This window comes from Nocardiopsis sp. TRM 82005, assembly GCF_056312425.1.
Map to the genome: position 1 here is coordinate 82,413 of NZ_JBWDTQ010000011.1, position 14,462 is coordinate 96,874.

Consider the following 14,462-nt stretch of genomic DNA (forward strand, 5'->3'; position numbering starts at 1 on the left):
AATACGTGGGGAAAATCGGCCGCCGAAGGGGCCCGGGGGCTCGGGGCTCCCCTCGGCGGGGACCGGACGGTGATCAGGCCGCGGCGCGGCGGACGAGGTCCTCGTAGGCCTTGGGATCGTCGGAGGAGATGACGGGCCAGCCGGTGCCGTAGCCGCCGGCCCACGCGACATCGATACCGGGATTGGCGTGGTCGCTGCCGTCGGGCAGGAAGAGGTGGGGGCTGCAGTTCACACGGTCGGTGGCCGAGACCGCGGCCTGCTCGGACAGGGATCTGCGGGCGCGGCCGTCGTCGAGCGCGGCCGCGATGTGGTCGGGATCGACACCGTCGGCGGAGGCCGCGGCTTCGAGGATGACCGTTCGGTTCGCGATGCAGCGCGACTCGGCCCAGAAGGCCTTGCGCAGGGCGAGGTCGAGCTGTTCCGAGGCGCGTGGGCCCTGTTCCTTGGCCGCCTGCACCGCTTCCAGGGCGGGCAGTGTCGTCGACGGGTACAGCCAGTCCGGCGCCTGCCACAGCTGCCAGCCCGCGTTCGGTTCGAGTGAGGCGATGCGGCCGACTTCGCTGTCGGTGCCCGAACGCGGGCTCGGGGCCCGGTTGAGCAGCTCCAGGGGGAAGGCGCGGTGGTCGAGGGTGACCTCGTTCTCCAGGCCCAGCGTGCTGCGTGCGGCGTGCAGCCGGTGGACGGCGACATGGGCGAACGAACACCAGATGTCGGAGAAGACGATGATGGTCCCCGGCGGCGGGGTCAGGTTGTCGGTCATGGCGTTTCTCCTCGGAAGGTCAGGAACGGAAATCGGTCTCAGGCGGAGCCCGCCGCGGCCTCGTGTGCGTCCAGGGCGGCCTCCAGGTCGGCGTCGGGCAGCCATGGGGGAAGGCCGGGGACGCGGCACATCGCCTCGAAGAAGGGGTCCAGGTCTCCCTCCGCGGCAGGGGCGTGCGAGCTGAGCAGCCGCTGCGGACGAAGGTCGCGCAGCTCGGTGATCGGGTGCCGGAACCTTTCCGGGTCGACCAGCGACGTCCACGGGGCGATCGCGCGGTTGAGCACGGCGAACCCCTCGAAGAACTCCTTCTCGTCGTGGTCGTACAGGTGGTTGCCGACGCCCGGCAGCACCGTGCCGAAGCTGTCCGAGCTGTAGAGGGTCCCCGAGGCGTGGTCGTGGACCGCGAGGGTGCCCGGGGAGTCGAACACCGGCGGCCGGTGGAAGCTGAGTACGCGGTCGGCCGTCCGCAGCCTCCCGCCCGGGTTGGCGGTGACGATCCGCTCCTGTGGCAGCTGGAACTCCTCGGTCAGACGTGTGACCGATATGGGGCTGGTGACCAGGGTCGCCCGGGGAGCCGTCTCCAACAGGCGCGGCAGCAGCCCGGTGTGGTCACGGTCGTCGTGCGTGATCACGATCCACCGAAGGTCGGCGGGGTCTATCAGGGAACACAGGGCCCGTTCGAAGGCGGCACGGTCGACCGGCATGCCGGCGTCGACGAGTATCGGTTCCGCCGCCATGACGAGGAACGCGTTGACGGGTTGCAGGCCCAGCCCCGGGATGGGTAGCTCGGAGGGCAGGGCGTGGATGCCGGGGGCGACCCGGTAGGGCTCTCTCACGGAGGGCTCCCTCAGAGGAGTTGGATGACGAAGGCGCCGGCGACGAGGAGGAACAGGCCCGTGACCCGCACCGAGGTCAGTGGGCGCCGGGGGAGGCGGAAGAGGCCGAAGTGGTCGATGGCGGCAGAGGTGAGCTGCTGGCCGCTGACGGTCAGCGCGACGGTCACGGCGGCGCCGATCAGGGGGATGAGCAGGAAGGTGCCGGTAACGTAGCCGACCGCGCAGGCGGCGCCCAGCCAGCCCCACCACGGCATGTGCCGCAGCGGTCCCGTCCGTGGCCGTGGGGTCCGGTGCGTGGCGAGCAGCACCAGCAGCGCCACGGCGATGGCCAGGGTCGCCACGATGAAGCTGACGGAGGCCACGGCCAGTGGGTCGCTCAGAACCTCGCGCAACTGTGCGTTGACCGCCCCCTGCACCGGCAGGACCCCGCCCGCGGCCAGCCCGAGGAGCGGCCACCCCAGGCGCCCCGGGGAGAACCGCTGACCGTCCCCGGGAGCGACGTCGACGCCTCCACCGCCGACGGTGGCCGGTACCGGGGCGGGCGCCGCGGCGCGGCTCTGCGCCCGCACGACCACGATGATCCCGGCGAGCACGGCTAGGCCGCCCAACACCATGCCAAGGGACAGCGGTTGCTGCTCGATGCCTAGGACCCCGGTCAGGTCCAGGGCGATGGAGGCGAACATCTGTCCTGACACGAACAGCCCGACGGTGGTGACCGCACCCAGCCGGGGGATGAGCAGGATGCCGCTGGTGATGTAGAAGGGGCTGGCCAGGCCGCCCAACAGGTGCCACCACTGAGCGTCGGCCACACCGGTGAGGTCGGTGGCCGCGCCCGCGAACACGCTCAGGAGCAGGAGCAGACCTGTGGCCAGGGCGAGTTGCAGGGTCGACGCGCCGTAGGGAGTGCCGACGGCCTTGTTGAGCTGTTGGTTCACCGAGGCCTGGACGGCCAGCAAGCAGCCGATCAGCAGGGCCGCCGCGAGCAGTGCGGTGTGCATGGCTCTCCTCGAAGATGATGCGGACACCCTGTCCGCTTGTGGTCCATGAGTAGCACGTAAGTGGACACGCTGTCCATATAATCCCGGGATGCCGTACCATCGGGATATGGAAGACGGTGACGCACACCTTTCGCACCAGGTCGTCGCGCGGCCCGGCGTGCCCCCGCTCCCCGTCGCGCTCTCCGAGGGGAACGGTCCGCCGCGCGAGCGTGCGGACGCCGCGCGCAACCGTTCGCGGATCCTGACCGCGGCCGAGCGCCTCTTCGCCGAGGCCGACCCCCGCACGGTGACCATGGGGGACATCGCCAGGGCGGCCGGTGTCGGCCGCGCCACCCTCTACCGTCGTTATCCGGACACGGGATCGGTGGCCGTCGCCCTGCTCGACGAGCACGAGTGCCGCTTGCAAGGCGAGATCATGTACGGGCCGCCCCCGCTCGGTCCCGGAGCCGCGCCCGCCGAGCGCCTGGCCGCCTTCTACGCAGCGGCCGTCGGCCTCCTGGACCGCCACCTGCCGCTCGTTCTCGGTGCCGAGACCGGCCGCAGGCGCTTCGCCACCGGCGCCTACTCCTTCTGGCGCATGCACGTCGGCACGCTGCTCACCGACGCCCCGGGGGCCGACCGCGAGGCCCTGGTGGACCAGCTCCTCGCGCCCCTGGACCCCGACCTCTTCGCCCACCAGCGCGACACCGTCGGGATGGACATCGAGCGTATGGCGCGGGCCCTGGGCTGGATGGCGCGTCGCCTGCTGGGGTGAGTCGGCCCGGGCCGAGCACAGCAGAGGGCCCGGCGGCGCGGACTCCCCTCGGGGCATCCGCGCCGCCGGGCACCGAAGCCATGGCCGTGTGGCGCGAGTCACGTCCGGGCGGATGAACCGGGGCGGAGACCAGGCGCTACGTACTCCTCGACAGTGAGTTCCGATGTCCGAGGAGACGCCATGGCAGCCGCCGCGCCCGACGCAGGAGTCCGGGCACTCCGACGTGACGACCCGTCCCTGTCCACGGTCACCGTCGTCGAACTGGCCCGGATGCGGCGCGGGTTCCCGCTCTGGTTCACCCTTGGGCTCCCGTGCGCGCTGGTGCTCCCCCTGGGCCTGATCTCGTTCGGTTCGCCCGAGGGCCAGGCCGGACAGGTGTGGGGGATCTGGTCCGGTGTCGTCGCGATGTTCTGGGGCGTCTCGCTACCGATGGTCAGCGCGTTGTACGCGTCGACGGCCGCGCGTCAGGACGAGGGCGCGCGAGCCGTGCTCTACGGCTACGCGGTACCCCGGTACCGCTTCCTCCTAGGCCGGTTCGCGGCCCTGGCCGTTCTCGGGCTCTGCCAGGCCGTCCTGCTGGTGGCGCTTTTCGTTCCGATGGGGGCGGTGCTGGAGGGGCCCCACGTCATCGGCGGGACCGCGCTGTCGATCCTGCTGCCCTGGGCGGCGTCCCTGGGAGCGTTGGCGCTGTGCCTGCTGGTCGCCGAGGAGTGGGGGTTCGCGCCCACCGTCTGCCTAGGTGTCCTGGGGTCGATGTTCGGTGCCCTGCTCGCCGACAAGGACGTGTGGTGGATCGTCCCGCTGGGCTGGCCCATGACCGTGGTCGTCCCCCTCGTCGACATCCACGCCAGCGGGGTCCCGCTGCCGGAGGGGCATCCGCTCACCGACGCCGGGAACGTCCCGGCCATCATCGCCATGTCCGTCGGGCTCGCCGCCGTGCTGCTCGCCGTCGGCGCCCACCGTGTCAACCGGAAGGAACCGTAGTGGCCACCGCCGTCCGCGTCAGCGGCCTCACCAAGCGCCTGGGAGGGCACCAGGCCCTCGCCGGAGTGGAGTTGGAGGCGGAGACCGGTCAGGTCTACGGCCTCCTGGGCCCCAACGGCGCGGGAAAGACCACCCTGCTGAAGACCATCACCGGTCTGGCACGTCCCGACTCCGGCTCGTTCGAGCTGTTCGGCTCCCCCTTCGAACGCGGCGCCCTGCGCGAGGTCGGGGCGCTCGTCACCGAGCCGGGGCTGTGGGCTCGCTACAACGCGGCCGAGCACCTGCGCATGCACGCCCGGCTGCGCGGTGCCGACCCGGAGGTGATCCCGAAGCTGCTGGAGACCGTCGGTATGAGCGGGTTCGCCGAGCGGCGTGTGTCGACGTACTCGCTGGGGATGCGCTGGCGGCTGGGTATCGCCATTACGCTGCTGGCCCAGCCGCGGCTGCTCGTGCTGGACGAGCCCACCAACGGCTTGGACCCGGTGGGCATGCGTGACGTGCGGACCCTGCTGCGCCGCCTCGCGTCCGACGGCGTGACCGTCCTGGTCTCCAGCCACAACCTCGACCAGATCGCGCACGTCTGCGACCGGGTCGGCGTCCTCGCCGAAGGACGTATGCGCTATGAGGGGGCACTGGACGGGCTCGCCCCGGACGGCGATCTGGAAAAGGGGTTCTTCGCGCTGCTGGGCCTCCTCTGAGGCGGTGCGAGCGTGATGATCATCCACGACGGGGCGCGAAGCGCCCCACCACCACACCCGCGACCCCGGACGAGCGTGAAGGAGGCGCAGGTGGACGCGGACCGCATCCTGCTCGCCCGCGCCGCCGACGGTGACGAGCACGCACTGCGCCGCCTCTACGAACGCCACGCCGCCGACATGCTGCGCCTGCTGCGCCGTCTCACATCCGACACCGGGACGGCCGAGGAGATCCTTCAGGAGGCGTGGCTGGCGGTGTGGCGCTCGGCCGGCGGCTACCGGGGCGAGTCGTCGGTGCGCGCCTGGCTGTTCGGGATCACCCGGCGCAGGGCCCACGACCGTCTGCGCAGGGCCGCGCTCACGACGGTCGACGTCGACGAGGCGCCGGAACCCGTCGACGTCCGCGCCGACGTCGAGGGGCAGGTGCTGGCCGCCATCGGCCATGAGGCGATCATGGACGCCGTCCGCCGTCTGCCGACACGGTCCAGGGAGGTCGTCGTGCTCGCGTTCGTGGACGGTCTGCCCTACCGCGACATCGCCGAGGTGCTCGGTGTGCCCGTGGGCACCGTCAAGAGCCGCATGGCGAACGCCCGCGCACGTCTGGTGCGTTCAGTGCAGGACGAGGGGGCCGAAGGGACATGAGACACCTCGACGAAGAGCAGATCCTCGCCGCGGTCCGTTCCGGGTACACCCCACCCGGCGCGGAGGCGGCGTCGCACCTCGCGGAATGCGAGCACTGCCGCCGCAGGGCGGCCGGGGCCGAGGCGCTGCGCGACGCGGTCACCGCGGTCGAGGCCGAGGACGCACCCGGCGCCGGTGCCGTCGTCCCGGCCTTCGACGCGCTCGTGCTGCCCGAACTGCGCCGCCCGGCCGATCCCGTTCCGGTGGCCGCTCCGACCGCGGCGGCGTCGTGGCGGCTCACCGCCGCGCTGGTACTGCGCCAGGCCCGCCTGGTGCCTGGTGCGCTGTGGCCGCTGACCGCTCTGGGCTTCGCGGCGCTGCTGCCTCTCGCCTGGAGCTTCGGTCCGGTCACGGGATCGGTCCTGTTGGGGCCCGGGGTCACCCTCCTGGTGACGGTGGGGGCCCTCGCCGTGTGCGAGCCGCGCCGTGACCCCCGGCGCGAGGTGCTCTACTCGATGCCCGTGCCGCCCGTCGCGGTGTGGCTGGCCAGGTTGGCGCTCGTCGTGGGCGTCGACCTCGTCGCCGCCACGGTGCTCACCGTCGTGGTCGGGTGGTTGCCGGGCGGTGACGCCGGTGCAGTGCACCTGGTCACGCTGTGGCTCGGTCCGGCACTGCTCACGGCGGCGCTCGCCGCGTTCGGTTCGGTGTGGCACTCCCCGACGGTCGGAGCGGTGCTGGGAGGCTGCGGATGGCTGGCCGGGGCGGCCGCGGCCACGGGCGGTCTGCTGCCGGTACCCGGAACCCTTCTCGGGGCGGTCGCGACCGCGTGGACCACCAACGTCGGCACCCTGACGGCGGCGTCGCTGCTGATCGGTCTCACCGCGTTCCTCATCACCCGTCCCCAACACGGCCTACGGGAAGGTGCGGCGTGATCGTGCGGTGTGCTCCCGTCGCGGCCTCGCTGCTGCGCCACGATTCGCGTCGCTGCGGTCCCGCCGTCTGGGCGCTGCTGGTGGCCGGGGCGGCGGCGGGCCTGACCGTGCTCCTGTTCCCTCCGACGGTGCGGCCGGTCCTGCTCCTCGTCTCCGGCGTCGCACTGGCCGGCCTCACGGCGCTGTGTGCCGTGGCGGCGCTCGGCAGGGAGCGGATGTTGGAGCTCCACCTGTCCATGCCGGTGCCGGTCCCGGTCCTGGTGGCACGGCGGATCGCGGTCGTGTCGGCCTTCGCCGCGTTCGCGGGTGCCGCCGCCGGGGGGATCGCGCTCGTCCCCGAGGCCGGGACGGAAGGGGCGGCCGTCATCTTGGCCGGAGGAGCGGAGACGGCCGGGGCCGTGCTGTGCACCGCGGCTCTGCTGACCGGGGCCGCGCTGTGGACGTGGGCGCGGTGGCACTCGGTCGCCGCGGCGTCGGGCGCGCTGATCGCGGTGTGGCTGGGTCACGCGCTCTTCTGGGCGGCCAGCGTTCCCCCCGAGGTGGACCGGCTGGTCTGCGCAGTCACGGGGGCACTGCTGGTCTGGCTCGGGCTGCGGTCCCTCAACGACCCCGCGCGGGTCCTGGCGAAGGAGGCGGTATGAGAGGTGTCGCGGCGGTCGTTCGCTACGAGGTGCGCATGGCCGCGCGCGCCAGGGCCGTGTGGATCGGGATGGTCCCGGTGGCCCTGCTGGGGCTGCCCGTCGCCCTCGCGCCCCTGACCGGGCAGGAGAGCGCCCGGCTCAACACCGGTGCGATGGCCGGGGCCCTGACCCTCCTCGTGCCCGTCGGCGTCGCCGTGGTGCTGGCCGACCGGTTGCGCCGCAGTGGGGCCACCGGGCTGGAGGAACTCCTCGACACCGCGCCGCTGAACGGCACGGCCCGCGTCCTCGGTGTCCTCGGTGGTGCGCTCGCCGTCGCGCTCATCCCCGTCCTGGCCCTGGTCGTGGCCCTGGGCACGGTCATCGCGGTGCGCACGGGCGAGGCCACGGCACCGGCGTGGGCGGTGCTGGCCCTCCTGCTCGTCATACTGCCGGCCTGCGCGTGGACGACGGCGTTGACCTCGCTGCTGGGCCTGGTCCTCCCGGTCACGCTGGCCCGGTTCCTTGCCATCCCTCTGTGGTTGTGGGCCACCAGTTGGAACTACACCCTGCTGTGGGTCCCCACCCCGGTCGGTACCCTCCTGGTCCCCTCCGGCGAGTACCCGGCCCAGGCGTGGTTCGGCACCACCCCGTCCTGGGCCGGGCACGGACAGGCCGACTGGCTCAGCCCAGCCCCCGACGGCGCGGCGACCGGCCTGGCGAACCTCGCGTGCGTGCTGCTGGGCACAGCCCTGATGGTCGGTTGCGCGCGCCTGATCATGATGCGGAGAAGGTGATCCGACGATGGACGTCACCATCAACGGCCTGACCAAGACCTTCGGTCGGCACACGGCGCTGGACGGGGTGGACCTTGGGTTCGGCGGGGGGATGGTCGGCCTTCTCGGTCCCAACGGGGCCGGGAAGACCACCCTGATGCGGCTGCTCACCGGTGTCCTGCGGCCCTCGTCGGGGCGCGTCACCGTCGGCGGGCACGATCTCGGCGACCGGGCCGGGCGTGCCTCGGTCAAGCGGATGCTGGGTTACCTGCCGCAGCACCTCGACCCCTATCCCGACCTCAGCGCCCGCGAGTTCCTCGACTACGTCGGCCTGCTCAAGGGGATCGACGACAAACGGGCACGCCGTGCCCAGGTCGACGCCCTGATCGACCAGGTCGGTCTGACCGACAGCGCCAAACGCCGCCTGGGCGGCTTCTCCGGCGGCATGAAGCGGCGGGTCGGCATCGCCCAGGCGCTCATGGGGGATCCCCGGCTGCTGGTCGTGGACGAGCCGACCGTGGGCCTGGACCCGGAGGAGCGCATGCGCCTTCGCTCGCTGCTCGCGAGCCTGGGCGGGCGGCGCACCGTGGTGCTGTCCACGCACATCCTCGACGACGTCGCACAGACCTGTTCCCGTGCCGCGGTCCTGGTGGCGGGACGGATCGTCTACGACGGCTCGACCTCGGGCCTCACCGCCTTCGCCGAAGGCCGCACCTACCACGTCGACACGGGCGGCCCCCAGCCCGCCGGGGACCTCTCCGTCACCAACGCCGCGTCCACCGGCGACGGTATGCGCTACCGCGTCGTCACCGACGCTCCCTCCGCGGACGCCGTTCCCGCCGCGGCCACGTTGGAGGACGGCTACGCCGCCCTGATGCGCGACGCCCGCGCGACACGGGACGGGGCGGTCGGCGGCGACCGCTGACCCGGGAACCGGTGCACCGGTCCGGCGGCGGTGTCCCCGCCGCCGGACCGAGTGCCGGGGGAGGGCGCGCCACCAGGAGGGCGCGCGGCCGGCTCCGACCCCGGGGAATCCGCGTGAGGACGGTTGCCCGCGGGCCCGTACCGAAGGCGGGCGCGGAATGGTCCACCGAACCTAGGCTGGCGGGATGCTCGTGCGGAATCGTTGGGTCGTCCTGTCCGTCAGCGTGGTGGCGCAGGTGGCCAGCGTGTCGGCGATGTTCGGCGTGCCCATCGTGCTGCCGCAGCTGCGGGAGGCCTTCGGGATCACGACGGCACAGGCCGGGGTCCTGGCCGGGCTGCCGTCGTTCGGGCTGCTGCTCACACTCCTGCTCTGGGGCTTGGTGATCGACCGGGCCGGGGAGCGGTCGACGATGGCGCTGAGCCTGGTCCTCACGGCGGGTGCGCTCGGCCTGCTCTGGTCCGTCTCGCACCTGTGGGGCGCCGCAGCGGTCCTGCTTCTGGTGGGAGCGGTCGGCGGCCCGGTCAACGCGGCGAGCGGGCGGCTGGTGCTCTCCTGGTTCTCCTCGGAGGAGCGGGGCCTGGCCATGGGCATCCGGCAGTCGGCGCTGCCCCTCGGCGTGGGCGTCTCCGCCCTGGTGCTTCCCGGCGTGGCCGACGCGTGGGGGTTCGTCGGGGCGATGACGCTCCCGGCCGTGCTCGCGCTTCTCGCGCTCCCGCTCGTACTGGCGATGCCCGCGACGGCCCCTGAGAGGACCCCGGCCCCGGTCGCGGCGGGGGGTACGGCGCGCGCCGGCACCGCTTCGAGCTCCCCGGCCGGGTCGCCGTACCGCCACTGGGCGATCTGGCGGGTGCACGGCGTGAGCATGCTGCTCGGGGTCCCCCAAGTCACGCTCATGACCTACGCGGTCGTCTACCTGGTCCAGGAGCAGGGGTGGAGCGCGCCCGCCGCCGGCGCGGTCGTCGCGGCGGCACAGGTGCCCGGGGCCGCCGGGCGTCTGCTGCTCGGCGTCCGGTCGGACCGGACCGGGGACCGGATGCGGCCGGTGCGGTGGTTGGCGGCGGTCTCCGGAACCTGCCTGGTCCTGCTCGCCGCGCTGCCGAACGCCTGGGCGTGGACGGCGGTGCCGATGGTCCTGCTCTGCCTGGTCCTGACGATGTGGCACAACGGCCTGACCTTCACCGCCGTCGCGGAGATCGCGGGGACCCCGTGGGCCGGGCGGGCCCTGGCCGTGCAGAACTGGCTCCAGGCGATCAGTACGACGCTGACCCCGGTGCTCATGGCGGCCGTGATCACGTTCGCGGGCCTGCCCGCCGTCTTCGCGGTGGCCGCGGTCTTCTCCGCCACCGCCGTCGCGGCGGTGCCGGCCGCGCGCGGACGCACGTAGCGGCATCCGGGGCGCGGCCCCGGGGACGCAGACGGGGACAGCGACCCAGCGGAGCACGTGTCGGCTCAGGCCGGCAGGGGGTCCTACCGGACCTGCACGACGCCGTTCTGGTAGGCCCACACCACGGTCTGCAACCGGTCGCGGGTACCGATCTTGGTCATGGCCCGCCCCAGGTGCGACTTGACCGTGCTCGCCTCGATGAACAGCTCCCCGGCGATCTCGGCGTTGGACATGCCCTGCGCGAGAAGACGGACGATGTCGGCTTCGCGCCCGGTCAGCAGGTCGAAGGCCTTGGTGCGGGGAGGGGCGGACCTGCGACGCGCGAACTCGGTCATCACCCGGCGGGTCACGGCCTGGTCCACCAGTCCGTAGCCGTTGGCGAGTCTGCGCACGGCGTCGATCAGCTCGTCGGGCTCGGTGTCCTTGAGGACGAACCCGCTCGCGCCCGCCTCCAACGCACCGAAGACGTACTCGTCCAGATCGAAGGTGGTCACGATGAGGACGGCGGGCGGTTCGGCGGAGGCGCGCGCGAGGATCCGGCGGGTCGCGGACAGCCCGTCCCCGCCCGGCATGCGCACGTCCATGCAGATGACGTCGGGCTGGAGACGTTCGGCGAGGGTGACCGCCGTGGGCCCGTCACCGCACTCTCCGACGACCTCGATGTCGTCCGCGAGGTTGAGGATGACACGGAATCCCGCTCTGACGACGGTCTGGTCGTCCACGAGGACCACTCTGATCATGCGCCGTTCCTCTCGGACACGCTCCGGCTTCCGGCAGCGGACACCTCCCTGCTCACGGGAAGGCTCAACCGCACACGCCAACCACCCCGGGCGGTCGAGCCCGCCTCCAGTGTCGCACCGACCATGTGGGCCCGCTCCCTCATGCCGAGCAGCCCCAGCCCGCGCGGGACCCCTGCGGCCTTCTTGCCCTGGTCCGCCGCTGGGCTCCCGTCCCCGTTGTCCACCTGGAGGACGAGGTGGGAGCCGCCGTAGCGCAGCAGCAGGCGTGCCCCGCCCCCGGCGGCGTGTTCACGGGCGTTGGAGAGCGCCTCCTGGGCCACCCGGTAGACGGTGATGTCGGCGATCGGGGGCAGCGGGTAGGGATCGCCCTCGCGTACGAGGTCGATCGCCGAGCCGAGCTCGCGTTCCGTCTCCACCAGCCTGTCGAGTGCTTCGGCACCGGGGACGGGCGCGCCCCGCGACCCCGGGTCGCCGCTGTGGAACAGGTCGCCCCCGGTCGAGGTGGGCTCTTCGCCGGGATCGCGCAGCGCCCCCACGACCAGGCGCAGGCTGTCGAGCGTCTCCTTGCCCTGTGAGCGCACCCATGCCGTCGCCTCCAGCGCGGCCTGGTCGTCGCGGCCGATCAACTGCTGCACGGCACCCGCCTGCACGACCATGCCGGACAGGTGGTGCGCCGCGATGTCGTGCAGTTCGCGTGCCATGCGAGTGCGCTCGTTCCTGACGGCGTTCTCGGCCCTCTCCCGCTGCGCCCGGACGGCTTCGGCGGCGTGGGCCCGGACCAGTTCGGCGTAGTGCCGCCGGGTCCCCACGTAGGCCCCCACGAGCGCCGTTACCACGTACATGAACAGGCCCGAGACCAGTGTTCCGCCGACCAGTACCAGGTACCCCGTCGGGCCCGGCTGCTGTATGAGGGCGGTGGCCTCCGGGACCGCGTCCGTGCCGGACAGCCGCCCCGACACCAGGGCTCCAAGCACACCGTGCAGGAGGGTGACGGGAACGAGGAGCCGTGCCAGCCGGTGCGGAGGCATGAGGGTGCCGCAGGTGTAGGCGGCGACGGGCACCGCCATCTGGAAGCTCACGAAAGGGGGCACCACGGCCGTGATCGCCAGCTGGACGAGTCCCACGGTGATCAGGCACAGGGCCGGACTCCTGCGCCTCGCACACAGCACCAGGGACTGTGCGCAGGTCAGGATGGTGAGTGCGGTCGTCACGGCCGGAGAGAGCTCGACACCGTCCACGTTCCGCAGCAGGCTCACCACGGGCCAGACCAGGGCACCGGAGACCAGTGCCACGACCATCGCGAGAGAGCAGTCACGAGCGAACCCGGATCGCGGGGCCAGACGGTTCAGCGCGTCGTCGGCCCACATCATCGCCCGGGGCGCCGTGGTGCCGGCGGCGCCTGGCTCCGAGGTGTTCCCGGCCCTGTCCGCCCGGCCGTCGTCGGTCATTGCGTCCACCGTTTCCTTTTCCATGGGACTGCGAGTATGACGCCGCGCCCCGGGCCGGGGCCGACGGGCGGTGTCCAGCCGGGCCAGAACGGCAGGTCAGTAGGTGACGCTGGAGGAGAGCAGGCCGAAGAGGGCGGCGGAGCAGGCCCCCCACCAGTGCCAGCAGGATGAGCGCGCCGCCCAGGCACCGCGCCCAGCCCCTGCGGTGGCGGACGTCGTCGAACAGGACCACGGCGGCCGGGGAGACCAGGATCGTGCCGTCCTCACGTGCGACGACCCGTGGCTGTGTGCCGAGCACGTCCATGGCGGCCAGGAAGTTGCTGCGCACCGACTGTGAGGACCCGTAGGTGCCCTCGGCCATCGCGGTGTGCTCGGCGGCCGTGGACTGCGCCGGGGAGTCCCCGTCTTCCGAGCCGGGGAAGTAGCGGTCCGCGAACCCGGACAGTGCAGCCTCACGCAGCTTGTGACTGTCGGATGCCCCGTGACCGCCGCCGTTGAGGGTCACGAAGATCCCGGTGGCCTCGTCGGGGCCCACCGGTACCGGACCGGACCCCTCCGAGCCCGTGTCGGCGTAGCCGTAGCCGCTGGAGGTGAGCCCCCGCCCTCGTGGACGACGCTCACGGCCGCACCCGGGATACCCGTCTGCTGGAGGCCCGCGGGGACCAGGCCGTCCAGCCAGGTCTCCAGGGCCTCCTGGGTGGGGTCGGCGGTCGCGGTGGAGGTGACCGGTGGCACGGGGGCCGTGTCGGCCGCGGCCACCGCCAGGGCCGTCAGAAGCGCCCGGGGTGACCGTCGCGGTTGGGCGGGGCCGGTCTGAGGGGGTGCTGCGGGGGCGGTCACGAACTCTCTCCTGCTCCGTCGGCCGTACCGGGCGTTCGGACGTCGCCGGTGTCGCCTCACCCGGTGCTGTGGTTACCAGCGTGCTGTAGCCGGCCCCTCCGGCACATCGGCCGGAGGTCCACATCGGACTGGCGACTTTCGGCGCAGGCGGCTTCGCCTTTCGCCGCAGACGGAAAGCCCCTCCCCGCCGGTGCCGCCGGGCGGGAGGGGCCGGACGCTGTCGGTGACGCGGTCGGGTCAGCCCTCCGGGCGTCCGGACCCCGGGGGGCGAGCGCCCTCCGGAGACTGACGCTGAAGGGCGCACCGTTCAAACCTGACAAGGTAGTCAGCTTTTCCCGGCTGGGCCCCCGCCGGAGAACTGTCCGGGTTCGCGTCCCCCGCCGGGGGCGCCCGCGTAGGCCTGCCCGACCCGGAGCCACTCCTCGGCGGCTGCGCCCTCCGAGGCCAGGTCCGTGTCGGCCACGTGGCGGCGACGGGTGAGGACGAGACAGAACTGCTCGGCGTCGCCGCGCACCACGTCCTCGGCGCCGTCGGGGCCCATCCGCCAGAGCTCTCCGTCCGGTCCGGTCAGCTCCACGCGCACCCGTGCCTCCGGAACCGGCAGGTCGCGGGCGAGGTAGCTGTAGGGCCGGGCGCGCAGGGCGATGTGGACGATGTGCCGCAACCGGGTGCCGGACCGGCGTGTGGTGCCCAGGGTGTCGACCACGTCCTGGCCGTGCGCCCACGTCTCCATCAGACGCGCGGTCGCCTTCGAGGCCACGCTCATCGGCGGCCCGAACCACGGCACGCGCGTCCCCGCGGGCGCCGAGGCCAGGGCGGAGCGGAGGGCGCCCGAGGCGTCGCGCCACTCAGCGAGCAGGCTTTCCGGAGCGAGTCCGGTGAAGGGGGCGATGGCCCTGTCTCCGAAGCCGTTCGGGTCGCCCGCCGCGGCGTTCAGGATCTCGGTGAAGGCGTCCTCGTCGGTGAGCGCGGTGAGCGCCACCCGGTCGAAGTAGGCCAGGTGGGCGACCTGGTGGGCGATGGTCCACCCGGGCGCGGGGGTCGGCCGCGCCCAGTCGGCGGCGTCGAGCCCGCCGAGCAGGGCGGCGAGCTCCTCCTGTTCAGCGCGGAGGTCATCCACGAGAGCGTGCGTGTCGACCACGGGATCTCCTC

At 72.9% G+C, this 14,462-nt stretch carries 16 protein-coding genes; 9 read left to right on the forward strand and 7 right to left on the reverse strand.

Annotated features, from left to right (window positions below):
* Window positions 1–73: 73 nt before the first annotated feature.
* From AC0T5L_RS08015 to AC0T5L_RS08025, 3 genes are read right to left on the reverse strand one after another with little or no spacing between them, the layout of a single operon-like run.
* Window positions 74–760: a DsbA family oxidoreductase gene (locus tag AC0T5L_RS08015; RefSeq protein WP_476164759.1), complete on the reverse strand. Its 687-nt coding sequence runs from the start codon at window positions 758–760 to the stop codon at window positions 74–76.
* A gap of 38 nt (window positions 761–798) precedes the next feature.
* Complete coding sequence (locus tag AC0T5L_RS08020) at window positions 799–1,596, reverse strand: oxygen-binding di-iron domain-containing protein (protein ID WP_476164760.1); 798 nt, start codon at window positions 1,594–1,596, stop codon at window positions 799–801.
* A gap of 11 nt (window positions 1,597–1,607) precedes the next feature.
* Window positions 1,608–2,594, reverse strand: coding sequence for a DMT family transporter (locus AC0T5L_RS08025; RefSeq protein WP_476164761.1), 987 nt, complete (start codon window positions 2,592–2,594; stop codon window positions 1,608–1,610).
* Window positions 2,595–2,700: 106 nt separating this feature from the next.
* Between AC0T5L_RS08025 and AC0T5L_RS08030 the strand changes: the two genes are divergently transcribed.
* From AC0T5L_RS08030 to AC0T5L_RS08070, 9 genes are all read left to right on the forward strand, one after another.
* Window positions 2,701–3,348 (forward strand): TetR/AcrR family transcriptional regulator, encoded by a 648-nt coding sequence (locus AC0T5L_RS08030; RefSeq protein WP_476164762.1) that lies wholly within the window; start codon window positions 2,701–2,703, stop codon window positions 3,346–3,348.
* 180 nt (window positions 3,349–3,528) lie between these two features.
* Window positions 3,529–4,332, forward strand: a complete 804-nt coding sequence (locus AC0T5L_RS08035; RefSeq protein WP_476164763.1) for a lantibiotic immunity ABC transporter MutE/EpiE family permease subunit — start codon at window positions 3,529–3,531, stop codon at window positions 4,330–4,332.
* On the forward strand, window positions 4,332–5,030 hold the full coding sequence (locus tag AC0T5L_RS08040; RefSeq protein ID WP_476164764.1) for an ABC transporter ATP-binding protein: 699 nt from the start codon (window positions 4,332–4,334) through the stop codon (window positions 5,028–5,030). Before AC0T5L_RS08035 ends, AC0T5L_RS08040 begins: the two co-directional genes overlap by 1 nt.
* A gap of 90 nt (window positions 5,031–5,120) precedes the next feature.
* Window positions 5,121–5,669, forward strand: coding sequence for an RNA polymerase sigma factor (locus AC0T5L_RS08045; RefSeq protein ID WP_476164765.1), 549 nt, complete (start codon window positions 5,121–5,123; stop codon window positions 5,667–5,669).
* Window positions 5,666–6,580, forward strand: a complete 915-nt coding sequence (locus AC0T5L_RS08050) for a cupin domain-containing protein (RefSeq protein ID WP_476164766.1) — start codon at window positions 5,666–5,668, stop codon at window positions 6,578–6,580. Before AC0T5L_RS08045 ends, AC0T5L_RS08050 begins: the two co-directional genes overlap by 4 nt.
* Window positions 6,577–7,221: a hypothetical protein gene (locus tag AC0T5L_RS08055; protein ID WP_476164767.1), complete on the forward strand. Its 645-nt coding sequence runs from the start codon at window positions 6,577–6,579 to the stop codon at window positions 7,219–7,221. The genes AC0T5L_RS08050 and AC0T5L_RS08055 overlap by 4 nt, the downstream gene beginning before the upstream one ends.
* Window positions 7,218–7,994 (forward strand): hypothetical protein, encoded by a 777-nt coding sequence (locus tag AC0T5L_RS08060; protein ID WP_476164768.1) that lies wholly within the window; start codon window positions 7,218–7,220, stop codon window positions 7,992–7,994. The genes AC0T5L_RS08055 and AC0T5L_RS08060 overlap by 4 nt, the downstream gene beginning before the upstream one ends.
* A gap of 7 nt (window positions 7,995–8,001) precedes the next feature.
* Entirely contained in the window at window positions 8,002–8,898 is an 897-nt protein-coding gene (locus AC0T5L_RS08065) for an ABC transporter ATP-binding protein (protein ID WP_476164769.1), read from the forward strand.
* A 184-nt stretch (window positions 8,899–9,082) separates the two neighbouring features.
* Window positions 9,083–10,282 (forward strand): MFS transporter, encoded by a 1,200-nt coding sequence (locus tag AC0T5L_RS08070; protein WP_476164770.1) that lies wholly within the window; start codon window positions 9,083–9,085, stop codon window positions 10,280–10,282.
* 83 nt (window positions 10,283–10,365) lie between these two features.
* Here AC0T5L_RS08070 and AC0T5L_RS08075 read toward each other — a convergent pair whose 3' ends face one another.
* From AC0T5L_RS08075 to AC0T5L_RS08090, 4 genes are all read right to left on the reverse strand, one after another.
* On the reverse strand, window positions 10,366–11,022 hold the full coding sequence (locus tag AC0T5L_RS08075) for a response regulator (RefSeq protein ID WP_476164771.1): 657 nt from the start codon (window positions 11,020–11,022) through the stop codon (window positions 10,366–10,368).
* Window positions 11,019–12,392, reverse strand: a complete 1,374-nt coding sequence (locus tag AC0T5L_RS08080) for a sensor histidine kinase (RefSeq protein ID WP_476164990.1) — start codon at window positions 12,390–12,392, stop codon at window positions 11,019–11,021. The genes AC0T5L_RS08075 and AC0T5L_RS08080 overlap by 4 nt, the downstream gene beginning before the upstream one ends.
* A complete protein-coding gene (locus tag AC0T5L_RS08085; protein ID WP_476164772.1) occupies window positions 12,334–13,005 on the reverse strand; it encodes a hypothetical protein in 672 nt (223 codons plus the stop codon). Before AC0T5L_RS08085 ends, AC0T5L_RS08080 begins: the two co-directional genes overlap by 59 nt.
* A gap of 630 nt (window positions 13,006–13,635) precedes the next feature.
* Window positions 13,636–14,451, reverse strand: coding sequence for a TIGR03084 family metal-binding protein (locus AC0T5L_RS08090; protein ID WP_476164773.1), 816 nt, complete (start codon window positions 14,449–14,451; stop codon window positions 13,636–13,638).
* Window positions 14,452–14,462 lie beyond the last annotated feature (11 nt).